The sequence below is a fragment of the Aeoliella sp. genome (genome assembly GCF_965227375.1).
Lineage (GTDB): Bacteria > Planctomycetota > Planctomycetia > Pirellulales > Lacipirellulaceae > Aeoliella.
The window spans coordinates 2,766,469-2,783,179 of the sequence record NZ_CBDDFX010000002.1; the positions used below are offsets into that span (position 1 = coordinate 2,766,469).

13 protein-coding genes and 2 tRNA genes are annotated in these 16,711 nt (G+C 61.5%); 12 read left to right on the forward strand and 3 right to left on the reverse strand.

The features are described 5' to 3' along the window. Positions 1-148: 148 nt before the first annotated feature. The 4 genes from ACQK2L_RS23750 to ACQK2L_RS23765 all read left to right on the forward strand — a co-directional run bounded on the left by ACQK2L_RS23750 (position 149) and on the right by ACQK2L_RS23765 (position 2,628). Positions 149-222 (forward strand) — tRNA-Ile (locus ACQK2L_RS23750). A gap of 62 nt (positions 223-284) precedes the next feature. Continuing rightward, positions 285-357: transfer RNA gene (locus tag ACQK2L_RS23755), tRNA-Ala, on the forward strand. Positions 358-495: 138 nt separating this feature from the next. Beyond that, on the forward strand, positions 496-1,845 hold the full coding sequence (locus ACQK2L_RS23760; protein WP_425399532.1) for an L-fuconate dehydratase: 1,350 nt from the start codon (positions 496-498) through the stop codon (positions 1,843-1,845). Positions 1,846-1,881: 36 nt separating this feature from the next. Continuing rightward, positions 1,882-2,628, forward strand: a complete 747-nt coding sequence (locus ACQK2L_RS23765) for an SDR family oxidoreductase (protein ID WP_425399533.1) — start codon at positions 1,882-1,884, stop codon at positions 2,626-2,628. Between the two features lie 11 nt (positions 2,629-2,639). Here ACQK2L_RS23765 and ACQK2L_RS23770 read toward each other — a convergent pair whose 3' ends face one another. Together ACQK2L_RS23770 and ACQK2L_RS23775 are read right to left on the reverse strand one after the other, a co-directional pair. After that, a complete protein-coding gene (locus tag ACQK2L_RS23770) occupies positions 2,640-4,757 on the reverse strand; it encodes a glycoside hydrolase family 97 protein (RefSeq protein WP_425399534.1) in 2,118 nt (705 codons plus the stop codon). Beyond that, positions 4,754-5,833: a substrate-binding domain-containing protein gene (locus ACQK2L_RS23775; RefSeq protein WP_425399535.1), complete on the reverse strand. Its 1,080-nt coding sequence runs from the start codon at positions 5,831-5,833 to the stop codon at positions 4,754-4,756. Before ACQK2L_RS23775 ends, ACQK2L_RS23770 begins: the two co-directional genes overlap by 4 nt. A 579-nt stretch (positions 5,834-6,412) precedes the next feature. Here ACQK2L_RS23775 and ACQK2L_RS23780 point away from each other — a divergent pair. The 8 genes from ACQK2L_RS23780 (at position 6,413) to ACQK2L_RS23815 (ending at position 15,713) form a co-directional block, all read left to right on the forward strand. Then, positions 6,413-7,162, forward strand: coding sequence for a PEP-CTERM sorting domain-containing protein (locus tag ACQK2L_RS23780; protein ID WP_425399536.1), 750 nt, complete (start codon positions 6,413-6,415; stop codon positions 7,160-7,162). A 136-nt stretch (positions 7,163-7,298) separates the two neighbouring features. Further along, positions 7,299-8,819 (forward strand): hypothetical protein, encoded by a 1,521-nt coding sequence (locus tag ACQK2L_RS23785; protein WP_425399537.1) that lies wholly within the window; start codon positions 7,299-7,301, stop codon positions 8,817-8,819. Positions 8,820-8,855: 36 nt separating this feature from the next. Next, a complete protein-coding gene (locus tag ACQK2L_RS23790) occupies positions 8,856-9,920 on the forward strand; it encodes a DUF1559 domain-containing protein (RefSeq protein ID WP_425399538.1) in 1,065 nt (354 codons plus the stop codon). A 22-nt stretch (positions 9,921-9,942) separates the two neighbouring features. Continuing rightward, positions 9,943-10,359: a hypothetical protein gene (locus tag ACQK2L_RS23795; RefSeq protein ID WP_425399539.1), complete on the forward strand. Its 417-nt coding sequence runs from the start codon at positions 9,943-9,945 to the stop codon at positions 10,357-10,359. Between the two features lie 54 nt (positions 10,360-10,413). Continuing rightward, positions 10,414-12,513 carry a hypothetical protein gene (locus tag ACQK2L_RS23800; protein ID WP_425399540.1) on the forward strand — a complete coding sequence of 700 codons (2,100 nt, stop codon included), beginning with the start codon at positions 10,414-10,416 and terminating at the stop codon, positions 12,511-12,513. 117 nt (positions 12,514-12,630) lie between these two features. After that, positions 12,631-13,923, forward strand: a complete 1,293-nt coding sequence (locus ACQK2L_RS23805) for an MFS transporter (RefSeq protein ID WP_425399541.1) — start codon at positions 12,631-12,633, stop codon at positions 13,921-13,923. Positions 13,924-14,028: 105 nt separating this feature from the next. Then, entirely contained in the window at positions 14,029-15,186 is a 1,158-nt protein-coding gene (locus ACQK2L_RS23810; protein WP_425399542.1) for an alpha/beta hydrolase family protein, read from the forward strand. Between the two features lie 92 nt (positions 15,187-15,278). After that, complete coding sequence (locus tag ACQK2L_RS23815; protein WP_425399543.1) at positions 15,279-15,713, forward strand: ribose-5-phosphate isomerase; 435 nt, start codon at positions 15,279-15,281, stop codon at positions 15,711-15,713. A gap of 116 nt (positions 15,714-15,829) precedes the next feature. On the opposite strand, the gene ACQK2L_RS23820 is transcribed toward ACQK2L_RS23815, so the two are convergent. After that, positions 15,830-16,666, reverse strand: coding sequence for a hypothetical protein (locus ACQK2L_RS23820; protein ID WP_425399544.1), 837 nt, complete (start codon positions 16,664-16,666; stop codon positions 15,830-15,832). Positions 16,667-16,711: the final 45 nt, after the last annotated feature.

Below are 16,711 nucleotides of genomic sequence, written 5' to 3' on the forward strand. Positions count from 1 at the left end.
AAGACGGGGAAGAGGTCGCCCGACCGATATAACCGGTGGAGAGGCCCATTTTGCGGCCCGATCGCTCCACACGGCCGCCGGGTGCCCTTTGACAGTTGCCGCCGCCGACCTAGAATACTGGACTTGCCACTTTCAGTTGGCAAAACGCGGGTGCGTAGCTCAGTTGGTTAGAGCGCAGCCCTGATAAGGCTGAGGTCCCAAGTTCGAGTCTTGGCGCACCCACTCCCCGAAGCGATCAGCCCTCAGCCCTCTTTGGGGCTGATAGCTGACGCTGACCCCCATTTGGGGCCGTAGCTCAGTTGGGAGAGCGCTAGCTTTGCAAGCTAGATGTCGCCGGTTCGAGCCCGGCCGGCTCCACTTTCGCAAGTGCCGTGAAGTGTTCTGCTCTATTTCCTGCCCGCGTTTGGCAGTGCGGCGCTTCCCTCGGGCGGTCGCTCGCTGCGTTCCGCTGCCCCATTTGCCTCACCAGCAATGGCCAGTGCACGCCTGCCTCGCATGTCCATCGTTGAATTCTCCCAGGACCAGCCCAACATGGATTCTTCGATCACGATCACCGACTGCCAAGTGGTCGATCTGCGGTTTCCGACGTCGGAGGAAGCGCATGGCTCCGACGCCATGCACACCGACCCCGACTATTCCGCCGCCTATGTCACGCTCGCGACCAATCGCGACGACCTGTTTGGTTACGGCCTGACCTTCACCCTGGGCCGCGGCACGGATCTGTGCGTCAGTGCGATTGAGTCGCTGGCAGATAAAGTGGTCGGGCGGTCGCTCGGCAGCCTGGTGGAATCCTTCGGCGAGACGGCTCAGCAGATTGCCAACGATTCGCAGCTGCGGTGGCTCGGTCCCGAAAAGGGAGTCGTGCACCTGGCCACGGCCGCCCTGCTGAACGCCATCTGGGACCTTTGGGCTCGAGTGGAAGAGAAGCCACTCTGGAAGCTGGTGTGCGACCTGCCCGCCGAGCAACTGGTCAATTGCATCGACTTTCGATACCTGACCAACGCGCTCACACAGCAGGAAGCACTCGACATCCTCCACCACAACGACTCGACCCGCGCCCAGCGCGAAGCCCAAATGCAATCGACGGGCTTTCCTGCCTACACTACGTCGGCAGGCTGGCTGGGCTACTCGGACGATCAAATCCGCGCGCTCTGCCGCCAGGCGCTCTCGGAGGGTTGGGAACACTTCAAACTCAAGGTCGGCGCCAACCTGGACGACGACAAACGCCGAGCAGCGATCATCCGCGAGGAAATTGGCCCTGACCGCCGCCTGATGGTCGACGCCAACCAGCGCTGGGAAGTGGCCCAAGCGATTGAGTGGATTGGAGAACTCGCGGAGTTCGACCTGTGGTGGGTCGAAGAACCGACCTCGCCCGACGACGTCGTCGGCCACGCAGAAATCGCCAAGGCAATCGCACCGATTGGCGTCGCGACCGGCGAGCAGTGCCAGAACCGCGTGTTGTTCAAGCAACTACTGCAACTGGGCGCGATCTCCTTTTGCCAGATCGACAGTTGCCGCCTTGGCAGCGTGAATGAGATCCTCGGCGTGCTGCTGATGGCCAAGAAGTTCAACATTCCGGTCTGCCCCCACGCGGGCGGTGTTGGGTTGTGCGAGTACGTGAACCACCTGATCATGATCGACTACATTCGCGTCGCCGCGTCGCTGGACAGCCGAGTCGCGGAGTACGTCGACCATCTGCACGAGCACTTTGTACACCCAGTCGTGGTCCGCGACGGATGCTATCTACCACCGACCGAACCAGGGTATAGTGCTGAGATGCACTCGGCGAGCATCGAGCAGTACAGTTACCCGCAAGGGTCCGAGTGGCAAAAGCGTCTCGCGTGAGCGACGTTACCTCCCAGCCTACCAGACACGAGAGAAATGATGGCCGAACGATTGCAGGGCAAGACCGTGTTGGCGACTGCAGCCGGACAGGGCATCGGCAAGTCATCCGCGTTGGCCTTCTGCCGCGAAGGCGCGCAGGTACTGGCCACGGACATCAACGAGCAAGCGCTCGAGCAGCTCCAGCGCGAAGAGCCGCGCATCGAAGTGGCGGTGCTGGACGTGTGCGATGCCGAAGCGGTTGAAAGTCTTGCCAAGCAGCAATCGAGTCTCGACGTGCTATTCAATTGTGTGGGCTACGTTCACCACGGGACCATTCTCGACTGCGAGCCCGACGCCTGGCAGCGGTCGGTCGACATCAACATCACGTCCATGTACCGCATCACCCGAGCCTTTCTGCCCGGCATGCTGGCCTCGGGTGGTGGTTCGATTGTGAACATGTCGTCGGTTGCTTCGAGCGTGACCGGCGTGCCGAACCGCTTTGCCTACGGCGCCACGAAAGCTGCGGTTATCGGGCTCACCAAGTCGGTAGCGGCCGACTTCGTGGGGCAAGGCATCCGCGTGAACGCCATCTGCCCGGGCACAGTGCACTCGCCGTCGCTCGACGAGCGCATTAAAGCACAGGGCAACTACGAAGAAGTGCTCAAGTCGTTCATCGCTCGACAGCCGATGGGTCGCATCGGAACCCCCGAGGAGATCGCTGCGCTGGCCGTGTACCTGGCTTCCGACGAATCGGCCTACACCACTGGCGCCATCCACCTGATTGACGGCGGCTGGTGCATCTGACGCCCTCGGCCTCAAGTTCCCTGTCGCGGGTTGGCGGCCGTTTCGGCGTGCGGCTCGTCGCTCACCGCCTTGGGGGCGATGGGGTGGAAGCGAATCGCAATCCCTCCGCCCGGCGCTAATCGCAGATCGAGGGTTGCCTGCGAGTCGACCTGCTTCGACTCGATCGTGTACGCGGTGGGATTCGACTGCCAATCGGCATCGTCGGCGTCGCGATAGATCTCGGCCATGTACTGGGTGTCGGCATCCAGAAACGACAGCGGTACCTCGAGGCTGCGCTGCTCTCCGTCGGTCACTCCGCCCAAGTACCAATCGTCGCCGCCCCGCTGCCGCCGGGCGATGGTCACGTAGTCGCCGATCACCGCATCCAACACGCGTGTCTCCTCCCAGTCGGTGGGAACATCGCGGATGAACTGCAAAGCGTCGTCGTGCTGGGCGTAGTGCTCCGGCAGGTCGGCGGCCATGTGCAGCGGGCTGTAGAGCACCACGTACAGCGCCAACTGTTTGGCGAGTGTCGTGTTCACCCGGTTGTCCGGGCGATACTCCGGATAGGTGAGCTTGAAGATGCCCGGCGTGAAGTCCATCGGACCCGCCAGCAGCCGCGTGAAGGGAAGGATCGTTTCATGCTCCGGAGGGTTGCCGCCATCGGCGCTCCAAGCGTTGTACTCCTGCCCGCGTGCGCCCTCGGCGGTCATCAGATTCGGGTAGGTGCGTCGCAGACCCGTCTGTTTGACCGGTTCGTGCACATCGAGCATGATCTGATGCTCGGCCGCCTGGTCGACCACCCGCTGATGGTGGCGGACCATGAACTGCCCGTAGTGCCACTCGCCCAATCGATTGCCTTCCTCGTCGTAGCGGGGCAACTCGTCGGCGAAGTTCACGTACCCCGTCTTCACGGCGCGAATGCCAAGCTTCTGGTACAACGCAAACGCGTCGCCCACTTGTTGTTCGTAGTTCTGCGCGGCTCCGCCGGTCTCGTTATGACCGATGAGCCGCACACCGCGTTGTTGGGCGTACTGGGCTAGCTCCTCCAGATCGTAGTCGGCGACTGGTTGCGTGAAGTTGAACTTCTCGCCGTTCTTGATCCAGTCGCCATCCCAGCCGGTGTTCCAACCCTCGACCAACACGCCATCGAACCCGTTGGCCGCCGCGAAGTCGATGTAACGCTTGGTGTTGGCCGTGGTGGCGCCGTGCTTCTCGCCGGTCGCCCAGGTCGACTTGTTAAGGTGCATCTCCCACCAGATGCCAACGTACTTGCCCGGCTTGATCCATGAGGTATCCGCGATCTTGCTGGGCTCGTTGAGATTGAGGATCAAGCGCGACTCGATCAGGCCGCCCGGCGTGTCGGCGATTTGAATCGTACGCCAAGGCGTGCGATGCGGGGCGCGGACCTTCACCTTTACGCCATCCGACCAAGGAGTCAGGTCGGCCGCGAGATTGGAGGTGCCATCGCCACGCAGCGACATGCTCGAAAAGTCGACTAACGCGGCTTCGTGAATACTGACCACCGGCCCATCGGCGAATTCGAACGTGGCCGGCGTGTGGGCGACAGGAATTTGGCTGACGGGCGTGTGCCGGTACAGGTACTCGTAGTGCTCCCGCTGGTAGGACGGAATCCACCACGCCTGGGCGTCTTCAGCGAAGTTGAACTCCGTTAACTCGCTGGCGATCTGGAACTCGCCGAGCTGCTTCTGCTCCGGCCACTCGTAGCGAAAGCCCAACCCATCATCAAACACGCGAAACACCAGCACCATTCGCCGCGAGAGCGGGTCTTGCTGCTCGATGGTGACGCGCAGCTCATTGTACTGGCACTCGACCTGCCGGCACTCGCCCCAAGGTTGCTCCCAAGGCTCGTCGACCGTCCGGCGCTGGAGCCCGACAACCTCGAAGTTCTCCGCCAGGTCCTGGCCACCGACCAGCCGAAAGCCGAGGCGCGATGCATGGAACAAACTGCGCCCGTCTCGCTTCACCGAGTAACTGGGCGCTCCGTCGTCGACCGTAAGCGTCAGTTGGATCGTGCCATCGGGCGAAGCAACTTGGATTCGCTCGGCCGCTTGCGTGGTTGTTGCCGAGATGAAGAAGAGGAAAAGTGCCGTAACGGATGCCGATGAGAGCCTGCGCAACTCGATCATAGATTCACTCGCCTTGTCGCTCGCCCGACTTTGCCGGTCGACTCGCCTTTGAACAGATTCGATTTCCTAGGTTCCAACAGTCGCGTCCCTCTCCACTGCCTGGCGCTGGCGAACCAATCGAAGCACTCGGCGAGCACTTCCGACAGGTCGGGGGTCATCAATCCCGTGATGGAAGGACAGAAGTACTCGGCCGGCGGCTCGAGGTTCACTGCCGCAATGGAAAGGTCGTTGCCAACTTCGATGTCTGCTTCGTAGCATGCTCGGATCGCGCCCACCGCAGCAGGACAGGTCGTGCCGATGAACGCCGTGCAGTCAATCTCATCGCGCTCGATGATCCCCGACATCAGCCGGTAGGCGACCGCGGTGGGGTCGGTGAACACCGGCGCCGGGTCGTCGTGCAACGTGCCGGTGCAGTCGCGGCGCTCGAGCCAGCGCTGCCAGATGTCGATCCGCCGGTCGATTTCCGGATTCCGATTCTGAGTGTTCAAACAGTCGATGCGTCGATGCCCGAGCTGATAACAATGCTCGAGCACGCCTTCGATGCAGACTTCGGAAAACAGCCGAACCGAAGGCAAACCGTTGTCGGCAAAGTCACCGTCCAGGATGGCAACCTTGTTACTTCGAAATTGCTCAAGCAATCGTCCTGGAATGCTGGGGCCGTAGGGAATCACGATGGTTCCCTTCGCCTGCTCCACCACATCCATCAACGCTTGCTCGTCCCAGTGCACGTATTGACCAGGCCGCAAGGCGATGCCGCGGCGCTTGGCCGACTCGGTCACAATCACCCTCAGCTGGGTCAAATAGCTGGACGGGTAGGCCGGGTACAGCAGCACCACTTCGGCTGGGTTGATCTGCTCGTTGTAGTCGGGATGCACTTCGAGGGCGCCGGACTCGTGACGAATCAGCACCTTCTCTTCGAGCCAGTTCTGCACCGCGCGCCGCGCGGTCATGTAGCTCACCCCCGTTTCCTCCGCGAGTCGTCGCTCGCCAGGAATACGCTCCACCAGGTAATCACCTTCGCGGATACGCCGCTTGATGACCGACATTACCTCGTTGTATTTCGCAGGCGCCGGCATGGGGGTTATCGATATTGGTGGGGTAAGTTCAACACGTTTAATCGGCCACTGGCGTGTTCTCGCCAGTAGTTGGTACGCAGCGGGATCGCCAATTGTGTTCGACCATTTGGGCCGGACCCAAGAGGAGTAACTTCAAAAAAGCGGGGCAAGTAGCTTGACACTCGCCTGACGATAGTATAGCATGACCGCTATACGAAGCAAGAGGCGAGACAAAATCCCGCTTCTCAATTCGCAAAGATCTTTCACGATCACAACACGGCTTCTCGGCTTCGACACATCGAACCGAGTGCCGCTTTTCAATCGAACACAACTTGGCGGTGTCTATTTAATGTTTCGAGACGACGGAGGCATTTAACTCAGGCGCATCCAGTGCTTTCTCCAGTGACTGAGATTGCGACTCCTGCAATCGGTGTGGCAGCTACCGATTCGCAGTAGTCGCAATCGAAGTCGACACGCAACTTCCCTTCGCGCACCGGTGCGATACGCCGCGCGTAATGAGCTGCGACTTCGAGAGCGACACTGGTGATGGCTCTTTGATGCAATCTCTTCCTTTGACTTGACTTATTGGAGGTGCTAATCATGAAACTTTCAGCTGTGTGGAGTCCTCTTGCTTGCTTGGCGGTCTTGGCGATCACCGCAAGTTCGCTCAACGCCCAGACCGTGTTGATCGACTTTGGCAACGACAGTAGCTTTCGCGGAATCAGCGTCCCAGGCCCTGATTCCAACGGCAACAGTTGGACCAGCGTGTGGTCCGGCGCTTACTACCCGAACCTGGTGGACACCGCGGGCAATCCCACGCCGTTCGCGTTCGGCTTCGATCCTTCGGCGCCAGGCGGCACCGATAGCTACAACGGCCCCGCCGGCGCAACCGATAGCGGTGTGCCCGCTGACCATCTGGTCAATGTGGACATCGACGCAGCAGCACTGGGCGACCTTGGTGGATCGCTGGAAGCTGCCATCGATTTCTCCGACAACGCTCGCTTCCAAGTTCAAGGTCTGGACCCCAGTAAGACGTACGACCTGACGTTCTTCGGTTCGCACAAATACAACAATAACAACACGACGACCTACTCCCTGCACGATGTTGGGTTTGTCAATCAGTTCGAGTCGGTGGACTTGGTGGTGGGCGTGAACGAACTTCACAACCGCGACATGACCGCCACCCTCAGTGGTGTATCCCCGCAACCGGACGGCATCCTCTACGTCCAGTCGCTCGGATACATCAACGCCATGTCGGTTACCGCAGTGCCCGAGCCGGGCGCAATTGCACTGCTGGCCGGCGGCTGCGGTTTACTGGCGATTGTCGCCCGACGACGCAAGCGTGCGTAGCTCGGATGTAAGATACGCAAAAGGGTGCAACACCTCCGCCCAGCAGGGAAATCGCAGGGCGGAGGCACCCCATACACAGGACCATCTCCTTTCGTTAAGTACGACCCAATTGCTTGTTACCGGCGGAGTTCCTTCGATGTCTCGCTACAAGTTGCTCGCTCATTGGCTTCGACCTACTAGCTTGGCTGTCAGTCTGCTGCTGGCGTCGGTTTGCTCCGCTCAGACTTCGGTGCTGATTGACTTCGGCAACGACGATTCGTATCGCGGACTCAGTGCGACCGGCGCCGATACCAATGGCAACTACTGGACCAGCGTGTGGTCCGGGCTGTTCTATTCGGACGTCGTCAACACCACGAACACTCCCACCCGCATCGACGTCGGCTACGACGCCACCTCGCCCAACGGCGGAACCGACAGCTACAACGGCCCCGCCGGTCCGACCTCCGAACTGACTCTCAACACCGACGTGATCTTCACCGAAGTCGACGCGGAAGCTTTGGGCAGCCTGGGAGGATCGAACGAGGCCGCGTTCGACTACTACGTCTCGTCGCGATTTCAGGTTCAACAACTCGATCCCAAGAAGATCTACGAATTCCGACTCTTTGGCTCGCATCGATACAACGATGTCGGCCCCGTGCCGGATGATGTGACCCGATATACGATCTACTCCAACGATGCCTACACCAACGTAGTGGCCACCGCCGATCTGGAGATCGGCACCGTCGATGGGCACAACCAGGACATGGTGGCGGTGCTCACCGACATCCAAGGACCGACGACCGCAAACAACACGTTCTATCTGGGATTCGACGGCGCTAACGGCGGCTTCGGGTATCTCAACGCGATGGAGATCCGGGAGATTGGCGACGCGCCGATCCCGACGGAGATCATCGTCTCCGATTTCAACAACCGCCCACTGGGCGGCACGTTCGACAGTTGGTCGTCGGCCACCATCACACCCGGCGCCGACGCCCTGCGTGTCGAAGCCACGGGCTCGGGCGGGGGCTTTGGCGTGCAGCAACTGCCCAACGCGTCGCTTACCAACACCATTGAACTCGACGTCACGATCGACTCCGGCACCTCGACCGGCGTCGTCGCCCTGCTCGAAGACGCCGACGGCACTCAATATCGCTACCGCTTCCTCGACCTCGCCGTGGGCGACCACTTGTTGTCGTTTCCTCTCACCCCCATCGACCAGACCATCGGCAACAACATGAGCGACATCGCCGTGCCAGGAACCGTGGCCGGCCTCGATCTCACGGACATCACCGCGTTCCAGATCCATGTCGAATCGGCGATGGACGACAGCTACGACATCTCGTTTAACAACTTCCGCTTGTACCAGGCCACCGCGGTTACCGGCGACTACAACGGCGACGGCGTCGTGAACCTGGCCGACTACACCGTGTGGCGAAACAACTTGGGCGGCGACGCCGAAACCGCGTTTGCCGCTGGCACCCGCGATCCTTCCGAGACCGGCCCCATCAGCACCGCTGACTTCACGTACTGGAAGTCGCGCTTCGGCAGCAACTCCGCGGCAGTCGCTGGCCTGAGCTCCGCGTCGGTACCCGAGCCGGCGGCGATTTGGCTCATGGCGGGCGTTGCCTGTTTGCTGGCCAAGGTTGGCCCAGCAGCGGCTAAGCCGCGTTTGCGATAGACCATTATTCCTTCGATCTCGAAGAGGTAATCCATCATGCGAAGCAAATCCAGCAAAGCGCCTCGCACCCCATCGGCCCGAGGCTTTACACTCGTCGAACTGCTGGTGGTAATCGCCATCATCGGCATTCTGGTCGCCTTGTTGCTCCCCGCCGTGCAAGCGGCACGCGAAGCGGCGCGTCGCACGGCGTGCGTCAACAATCTCAAGAACCTCGGCTTGGCGGCGCTCACTTACCACGACACGCACAAGCACTTTCCTGTGAACTACGGGGCAGCGTGGGGCGACGAGTCGCCCAAAGACCGCCCGGCGGTGGGTTGGCTGCTCGACATGCTTCCGCAGCTCGAGCAGCAACCCTTGTACGATCGCTTCAAGCAAGGCGGTGCGTACGAAGGCAGCTTCCGCGCCGACAAGGCCAAGTTCGTCGCGCCGAACATCGGCATCATCTCCACCAAGAATGGCATCTCGTGCCCCGAGTTGCTGAGCACCGAGTTGGCCATCCTGGCTTGTCCCTCGGACAACGACAACGAGAAGGTAAAGACCAACCAGTTTCAGTTCACCGACTGGCCCGTGTCGGTCACCAACTACAAGGGAGTGCTGGGCGATACGTTCCTGGGTCAGACCTTCGGCGGCACGTACGTGAACACCGCACCGCCCAGCGGCCTGTACCCCAAGCCACCGCCCGCGAATCTGGGCAACCAGTGGGAGAACGACTGCCACGCCGACACGCGATGCCGCGGCTTCTTCTTCCGCAACTCGTACCTGCGGCCGGTGAAGATCAGCACGGTGACCGATGGCACAAGTCATAGCTTCATGATCGGCGAGGACCTGCCTGCGTATAACCGGCACTCCACCGCGTTCTACGCGAACGGCAGTTGGTGCAGCTGTAACATTCCGCTCAACAACCTGATCAACCTCGAGCCCGAAACGCTCAACCTGGAGTACTGGTGGGACCAGCAGGGATTCCGCAGCCTGCATCCCGGCGGGGCCAACTTCTGCCGCGCCGATGGCTCGGTGGAGTTCATCACCGACTCGATCTCCCACACCGCCTACCGCGCGCACTGCACCCGCAATGGCGACGAACTCGTGGCGGGAACTCTGTAGGATCATGGAAACGATGCTGAGTATGAGTTGGTTGCGATGCATGGTAGTGCTGGCGTTAGCCGTTCCGCTCGTGGGCTGTGGCAATGGGCTCTCGCGGGTGTCGGGCAAGGTCACACTCGACGGGCAGGAACTCACCGCCAGCGACGATGTGCGGGTGACCGTGTTCTTCAATCCCACCGACGGCACGCGGGCTTCCGCCACGGGGCTGGTCGACGAGCAGGGAACTTACACGGTGAGCACCGGAGCCGAGGCAGGGATTGCACCTGGTGTGTATAAAGTAACTATCTCGGGCTCCCAACTTATTCGGTCGGCCGACGGCGGCGCGCCCGGCGGCAAGCGAATCACACCGCTCCGCTACGCCAGCCCCGACACCAGCGACTTGGAAGTCACCGTCGAGCCGGGTAGCAACGAGATCGACCTCCATATGACATCCAACTAGCGACAGGGTTCTTTGGGACAGGAACCAATCGCAGCCGAACCGAAAGCTCTCGCGATGAGTTCGAAGCGCCTTCTCTTCCACGCCCCGCTCGTCTTGGTCTGTTTGTGCTCGGCAGCCCAAATCGCCATCGGCCAGACGATCCTGTTCGACCTGGGCAACGACCTCAGCTACCGCGGCGCGAGCGTTACCAATCCCGACCCCAATGGGAACCACTGGAACAGCGTGTGGTCGGGCGCGTTCTACAACGGCGTGGTCGACATCAGCGGCAACGCGACGAACATCGACTTCGGATTCAGCTCCGCGACCGGCAACGACAGCTACAACGGCCCCGCTGGCGACACGACTATCTTTGGTCCAGGCGACACGGTCTACGATGCGGGAGCCTTGGGAAACCTGGGCGTCAACGAGGCGGTGTACGACTACTACGTCAACTCGACGCTGCAGATCCAGAACCTCAACCCCGGCAAGACGTACGATCTGACGTTCTACGGATCGCACAAGTACAACGACGACAACATCACACGCTACACGCTCTACTCCGACGCGACGTTCACGAACCCCATCGCGTCGGTCGATCTGGAAGTAGGTGTTGGCAACGCCCACAACCAGGCCAACGTCGCCCGGCTCACCGGCGTCGCTCCCCAGGCGGATAACCAACTCTACATCGGATTCGAAGGCACGAACGGGGGCAACGGCTACCTGAACGCGATGCGGCTGGAAGAAGCCGCGCCGCCTCCCTCGGGGCCCAAGGTCTACATGCACTACATGCCCTGGTTCGACACGCCAGAGACACTGGGAGCGAACAACTGGGGACTCCATTGGCGCGACACGCGCGGGAGCACGACCAACCCGAACATCGTGGACGAAACGGGCAAGCGGCAGATTGCGTCGAACTACTACCCCAAGATCGGCCCGTATCAATCGTCGAATCCGCATGTGATCGAGTATCACATGCTGTTGATGAAGATGGCCGGAGTCGATGGCATCCTGATCGACTGGTATGGTGTGCAGGGCGCCAATGGCGACGTCGGCACGCTGCTGGCCAACTCCAATGCGATTGTCGACAAAATGGACGACTTCGAGATGGAGTTCGGCGTGGTGCTCGAGGATCGCTTCTCGACCCACGGCATCAACGGCTCGCCCGACATCAGCAAGGCCGAAGCCAACGTGGCTTACCTGCGCGACCACTACTTCAACCGCGGCGAGTACATCCGCATCGGTGCGGGCAACGACCCGCTGCTGCCGGTGTTCGGGCCGATCACCTTTGAGCAGGAATCCCAATGGACGCAGATTCTGGCGCAGGCCAACGAGGACGTGGCTTTCCTGCCGCTGTGGTACGAGTCGGGCGACGGCGGCAGCAACTCCGATGGTGAGTACTCGTGGATCTACGAGGACGAGCCTCAGGACAACTATCTCAATCACCTCCGCAACTTCTACATCAACCGTGCGCCCACTTTGGACATCGCTGGCGCGTCGGCGTTCCCGGGCTTCGACGTCTTTGGCGGGGCGAACTTCGAAATCCCGCACGACGACGGACAGACCCTCGCCAGCACGCTGAACCTGGCGAACCTGTACAGTTCCAGCTTTGACTTCCTGCAACTGGCCACCTGGAACGACTTTGGCGAGGGAACCATCTTCGAGCCGACCGCCGAGTTTGGCTTCGCGTACCTGCTGCAACTGCAACAGTTCACCGGCGTGCCGTTCGGCGAAGCGGAGTTGCAGATGGTTTACCGTTTGTACCTGGCTCGCAACAAGTACGAAGGCAACCAGGCGATCCAGGCCGGGCTGGATGAGGTCTCCGGTTTGATCGTGGATCTCAATGTCGAGCAAGCGCGTGCCCTGCTCAACACGGTCGCGCCAGCAGGCGACTACGATGGCGATGGCGACGTCGACGGCGACGACTACAGCTTGTGGCGAGACACCTTTGGCTCGCAGACCATCCTGGCGGGCAGCGGGGCCGACGGCAACTACGACGGTGTCGTGAACATCGCCGACTATGCGATTTGGCGGAACAATCAAGGTGCCACCTCCGCTACGTCGGCACTGCTCGGATCCAACGTTCCGGAGCCGGCTACGCAGTCGCTTACGGGCATCGCCATGCTTACGTGGTGCATTCGTCAATTCTCGAGTCGGGGTCAGGTCCAAGCCGACTAGCCGCACTGGCAGTCGGCGTGGTTAGCTACTAGGCTAAGGACCATCGTTACTTAGCCCTCTCTCCCACTGCTCGCCCTGTCTGTCTTCCGTCGACCTGGCAGGCGACAGGACATCACCATGACCGATCGCTCCGACGAGTCTCGCCCCGCGCACACGCCGCTGGCGACGAGACTTCGTTTGTCGGCCATGATGTTCCTGCAGTACATGCCGCTCGGTTTGTGGGGTGTCACCGTGGGCACCTACATTGCCGCCAACACCGGCGAAGCCGGCGCGGGCATCTTCGCGCCGGGTTTCATCGGCTACAGCACAACCGCGGGCGCCATCGGCAGCCTGCTGGCGCCGGTGCTGCTGGGCTACCTGAGCGATCGCTACGTCGCCGCCGAGCGGTTGCTCGCCCTGACGCACTTCGTGTGCTTCCTGGCCGCCCGGGGCATGGCGTACAGCGAATCGCAAACCGCGTTCTACTTGTGGCTGCTGGTGTACTTCCATTGCTTCCTTCCTGCTTGTGCGCTGACCAATAAGATTGCGCTGAAGCACCTGGTCGACTCCGAGGCGGAGTACCCACACGTCCGCATCTTCAGCACGCTGGGCTGGATCACTGCTGGCCTGCTGGTCGGGTTCGCGTGGCCGACGCTCTTCGGCAGTTCGATCGAAGCGACCGCCACGCCCATCTTGCTGGGTGCGTACGCCAGTCTCGCCATGGCGATCTACTCGCTCACGCTGCCCTCCACTCCGCCCGAACCGAAAGCCGGCAAGCCGGGCGTGCCTCGCCTGTCGGGCAGCTTGCCGCTGTTGTCGAACGTGCCGCTGATGGTGTTCCTGGCAATCAACGTGCTCGCCTGCATCCCCACCATGCCCTACAACAACTACGGCAACCTGTTCCTCAACCGCCACGACTACCCCAACCCTGCAGCGCTGATGACACTCGGCCAGTTGTCCGACCTGTTCTGCCTGTGGGCGTCTCCGTGGCTCATCGCGCGGTTTGGGTTGCGACGACTCTTCTCCTTCGGCATCATCGCATGGCTGCTTCGCTATGTCTTGCTCGCGGTGGGCGGTTACTATCAGTTGAGTTGGGCGGTCTATTCGGCCATCTTGATTCACGGAGTCTGTTACGTGTTCATCTACGTCGTGGGCGTGATGTACGTCGACCGCTTGACCGACGCCGCGTACCGCGGGGCCGCACAGGGTTTGCTCGCCATTGCCACGATGGGTGTTGGCAACTTGCTCGGTGCGTTGGTCGTGGGCTACTCGGAGTCGACGTTCCTCACTCCGCCGGGCGTCACTCCTGCTCCTTACCATTGGACCCCGTTCTGGATGGTGCCCGCGGCGATCAGTCTCGTTACGCTGGCGGCGTACTACCTGGTGTTCGTGCCAATGAATCGTCAGTCGCCAACGGCCGAGGAAGGCTAGCCCACCCGTTTTGAGCCATTCATGCCAACTCCTGCCGATTCTGCTATCCTGGTGAGCAGCCATACTTACTCCGTCCAGGTTCCAGGTTCTCAAAGGCGTTAACTCATGACACCACTCCGCCCTGCCCGCTTTGGTGCGTTGCTTGCTGTGCTCTTGGCAACCTCGGCTCACGCCGATGAGGAGCCTCGCCTGCGTGTGGGCCACGCCCAGACCCAACCCGACGCGGCCGCCGAACTCGCCGCACTGCGCAATGAGCTGCCGGATCTCGAAGCCTGGCAGCAGCGGCGGCAACAGTTGATCGACGGCATCGTGCATGGCGCCAAGCTCGACGCGCCGCCGGAGAAGACACCGCTCAATCCCATCACGACGCGCAAGCAAGAGTTCGATGGATACACGATTGAAAACGTCGCCATTCAAAGCTCTCCCGGGTTCTACGTTACCGGCACGCTGTACCGCCCCACCAAGCAGTACGACTCCTACGCCGGCATCCTTTGCCCCCACGGGCATGGTGGCCGTTTCAACGACAACCGGCAGATCCGCTGCGCCGTGTTGGCGAAGATGGGGGCGGTGGTGTTTCAATACGACATGGTTGGCTACGGCGACTGGAAGGAAGCCGGCTGGGACCACCAACAAACGCCCGAGGTCCTGCGACTGCAAACCTGGAACAGCATCCGAGCGATTGACTACCTCCTTTCGCTTGACGGAGTGGACGAGGAGCGGATCGGCATGACCGGCTGCTCCGGCGGCGGCACCCAGACGTTTGTGCTGGCGGCCATCGACCCGCGGGTCCGCGTGTCGGTGCCGGTGTGCCAGGTGTCGGCCCACTTCTTCGGTGGCTGCGTCTGCGAAAGCGGCATGCCTATCCATTGGAGCGACTCGCACAAAACCAACAACGCAGAGATCGCCGCCCTGGCTGCTCCGCGTCCTCAACTGATCGTCTCCGACGGCGGCGACTGGACCCTCAACACACCGGACGTTGAATACCCACACGTCAAGTACATCTACGACCTGTACGGCAAGCCCGACATGGTCGCCAACGCCCACTTCGCTGACGAAGGTCACGACTACGGCCCCTCCAAACGCCAGGCCGCGTACGAGTTCCTCGCCAAGCACCTGTCGCTCGACATCACCCCGCTCCAACTCGCCGATGGCAGCGTCGACGAGTCGTTTGTCGTCGTCCAACCGTACGAGGCGCTGTTGGTGTTCAACGACGAGCACCCACGACCAGCCGACGCGGCACCGCCGAACACCCGCTTGCCGTAGCTCTCCGGCGAGTTCACTTCCCGCTCGCCATCTGCTACCATCTGCTGTTTGTCACTCTAAAACCCGCTGTCCGAATACAGGGCGCGCCGCGCATGCGTATTGCAATCGCCTCCGATCACGCTGGCTATCACTTGAAGCAACACCTGATCGAGCATCTTCAGTCCACTGGGTACGAGGTGATCGACTGCGGCGCCGACAGCGATCAATCGTGCGACTATCCCGACTTCATTCGCCCGGCGGCCGAAATGGTCCCCGCCGGCCAGGCCGATGCAGCCATCGTGCTGGGCGGCAGCGGCAATGGCGAAGCCATCGTCGCCAACAAGGTGCGCGGCATTCGCTGCGCGGTTTGTTGGAACGAGGAATCGGGCCGACTTGCCAAACAGCACAACAACGCCAACGCTATCGCCATCGGCGAGCGGATGGTCACCCTCGATCTCGGCGCGCAAATCGTCGACGCTTGGCTCGGCGCCACCTTCGAAGGCGGCCGCCACCTGCGGCGGATCGAAAAAATCGAACCGGCAGTCTAACTGTAGCGCTATGTGGATTGGCAGGAAACGAATTTAGCCACGGATGAACACGGACACTAAGAGCGGGTTTTGTCGCACCGTCGCGCAATTCGATTTCCTGCGACAAAACTCCCCAGTCACGTTGCTTCCCGGCGCTCGTTGGAGCCTGCTTTTGCCGAGGTTTTTGCAGCACCACCCACCGGCCAGTCAGGCCGTTGTTGCGCGCGGTTGTCCGCAGCTGCGGCAAAACCCTCGCTGGCCGCGCTCATCACCTCGCGCCGGACCTCGGCCATCCACTCAACAAGGCTCTCCCGATCGATCTCGAAACTGTCTTCATCCGCATGCTCGTTGTGGATGTCCTCCTCGAGGAGATCCTCATCCTGCTCGGCATCCATTTCATCATCCAACATGTCCTCCATGGGGGCCACGTCCGGGTGTTGCTGACCCTCGGACGCCAAGTGCGGATGCGACACCGGCCATGGCTCGAGCGACGGAACACTCGGCGCCTGCTGCCGCCGGGTGTTGCGTTTGGCCCGCTTCTCGGCCGAATCGGGACTACAGAAGATCTCGTCGATCGCTTGCTGCAGCACCAGTTCGGTCACTGGATCGCTCACCTTCTCGGCAACCGCCTGCTTCACCGCGCTGGCCAGCTGCTGGAGGTTCGGCGCGACCCGGCGTCGCTCCCGGGCGGCCCGCTGTTCGGCCTCGCGTCGATCCTGCCGATCGAGCAAATAGGCCGCCGCCCGCCAATGCGTCTTCGACACGTTGCGCAGCGTCTGCAGCGGCGAGAGCTCCTGCGCCATGGCCGCCCGCCGCATCCGCTCGTCGAACTCCTCGTTCGTTTTCCGCAGCCGCTGAATAGTCCGCCGATCGCACCCCACGTAGTCGGCAATCTTCGTCAGGCTCATCCCAGCGGTCACCAACGCACACACCTCCCGCTGCTTCGCATCGTCCAACACACAAGGCCGAGCCATCACACACCTCCAAAAACCAGGTCAAAAGAACGTATCCAGGCGTAC

Coding starts and splice junctions, on each gene's coding strand:
- ACQK2L_RS23785 (WP_425399537.1), top strand. CDS start 7,299: ATGTCTCGCTACAAGTTGCTCGCTCATTGGCTTCGACCTACTAGCTTG.
- ACQK2L_RS23760 (WP_425399532.1), top strand. CDS start 496: ATGTCCATCGTTGAATTCTCCCAGGACCAGCCCAACATGGATTCTTCG.
- ACQK2L_RS23765 (WP_425399533.1), top strand. CDS start 1,882: ATGATGGCCGAACGATTGCAGGGCAAGACCGTGTTGGCGACTGCAGCC.
- ACQK2L_RS23800 (WP_425399540.1), top strand. CDS start 10,414: ATGAGTTCGAAGCGCCTTCTCTTCCACGCCCCGCTCGTCTTGGTCTGT.
- ACQK2L_RS23795 (WP_425399539.1), top strand. CDS start 9,943: ATGAGTTGGTTGCGATGCATGGTAGTGCTGGCGTTAGCCGTTCCGCTC.
- ACQK2L_RS23780 (WP_425399536.1), top strand. CDS start 6,413: ATGAAACTTTCAGCTGTGTGGAGTCCTCTTGCTTGCTTGGCGGTCTTG.
- ACQK2L_RS23790 (WP_425399538.1), top strand. CDS start 8,856: ATGCGAAGCAAATCCAGCAAAGCGCCTCGCACCCCATCGGCCCGAGGC.
- ACQK2L_RS23815 (WP_425399543.1), top strand. CDS start 15,279: ATGCGTATTGCAATCGCCTCCGATCACGCTGGCTATCACTTGAAGCAA.
- ACQK2L_RS23810 (WP_425399542.1), top strand. CDS start 14,029: ATGACACCACTCCGCCCTGCCCGCTTTGGTGCGTTGCTTGCTGTGCTC.
- ACQK2L_RS23770 (WP_425399534.1), bottom strand. CDS start 4,757: ATGATCGAGTTGCGCAGGCTCTCATCGGCATCCGTTACGGCACTTTTC.
- ACQK2L_RS23805 (WP_425399541.1), top strand. CDS start 12,631: ATGACCGATCGCTCCGACGAGTCTCGCCCCGCGCACACGCCGCTGGCG.
- ACQK2L_RS23820 (WP_425399544.1), bottom strand. CDS start 16,666: ATGGCTCGGCCTTGTGTGTTGGACGATGCGAAGCAGCGGGAGGTGTGT.
- ACQK2L_RS23775 (WP_425399535.1), bottom strand. CDS start 5,833: ATGCCGGCGCCTGCGAAATACAACGAGGTAATGTCGGTCATCAAGCGG.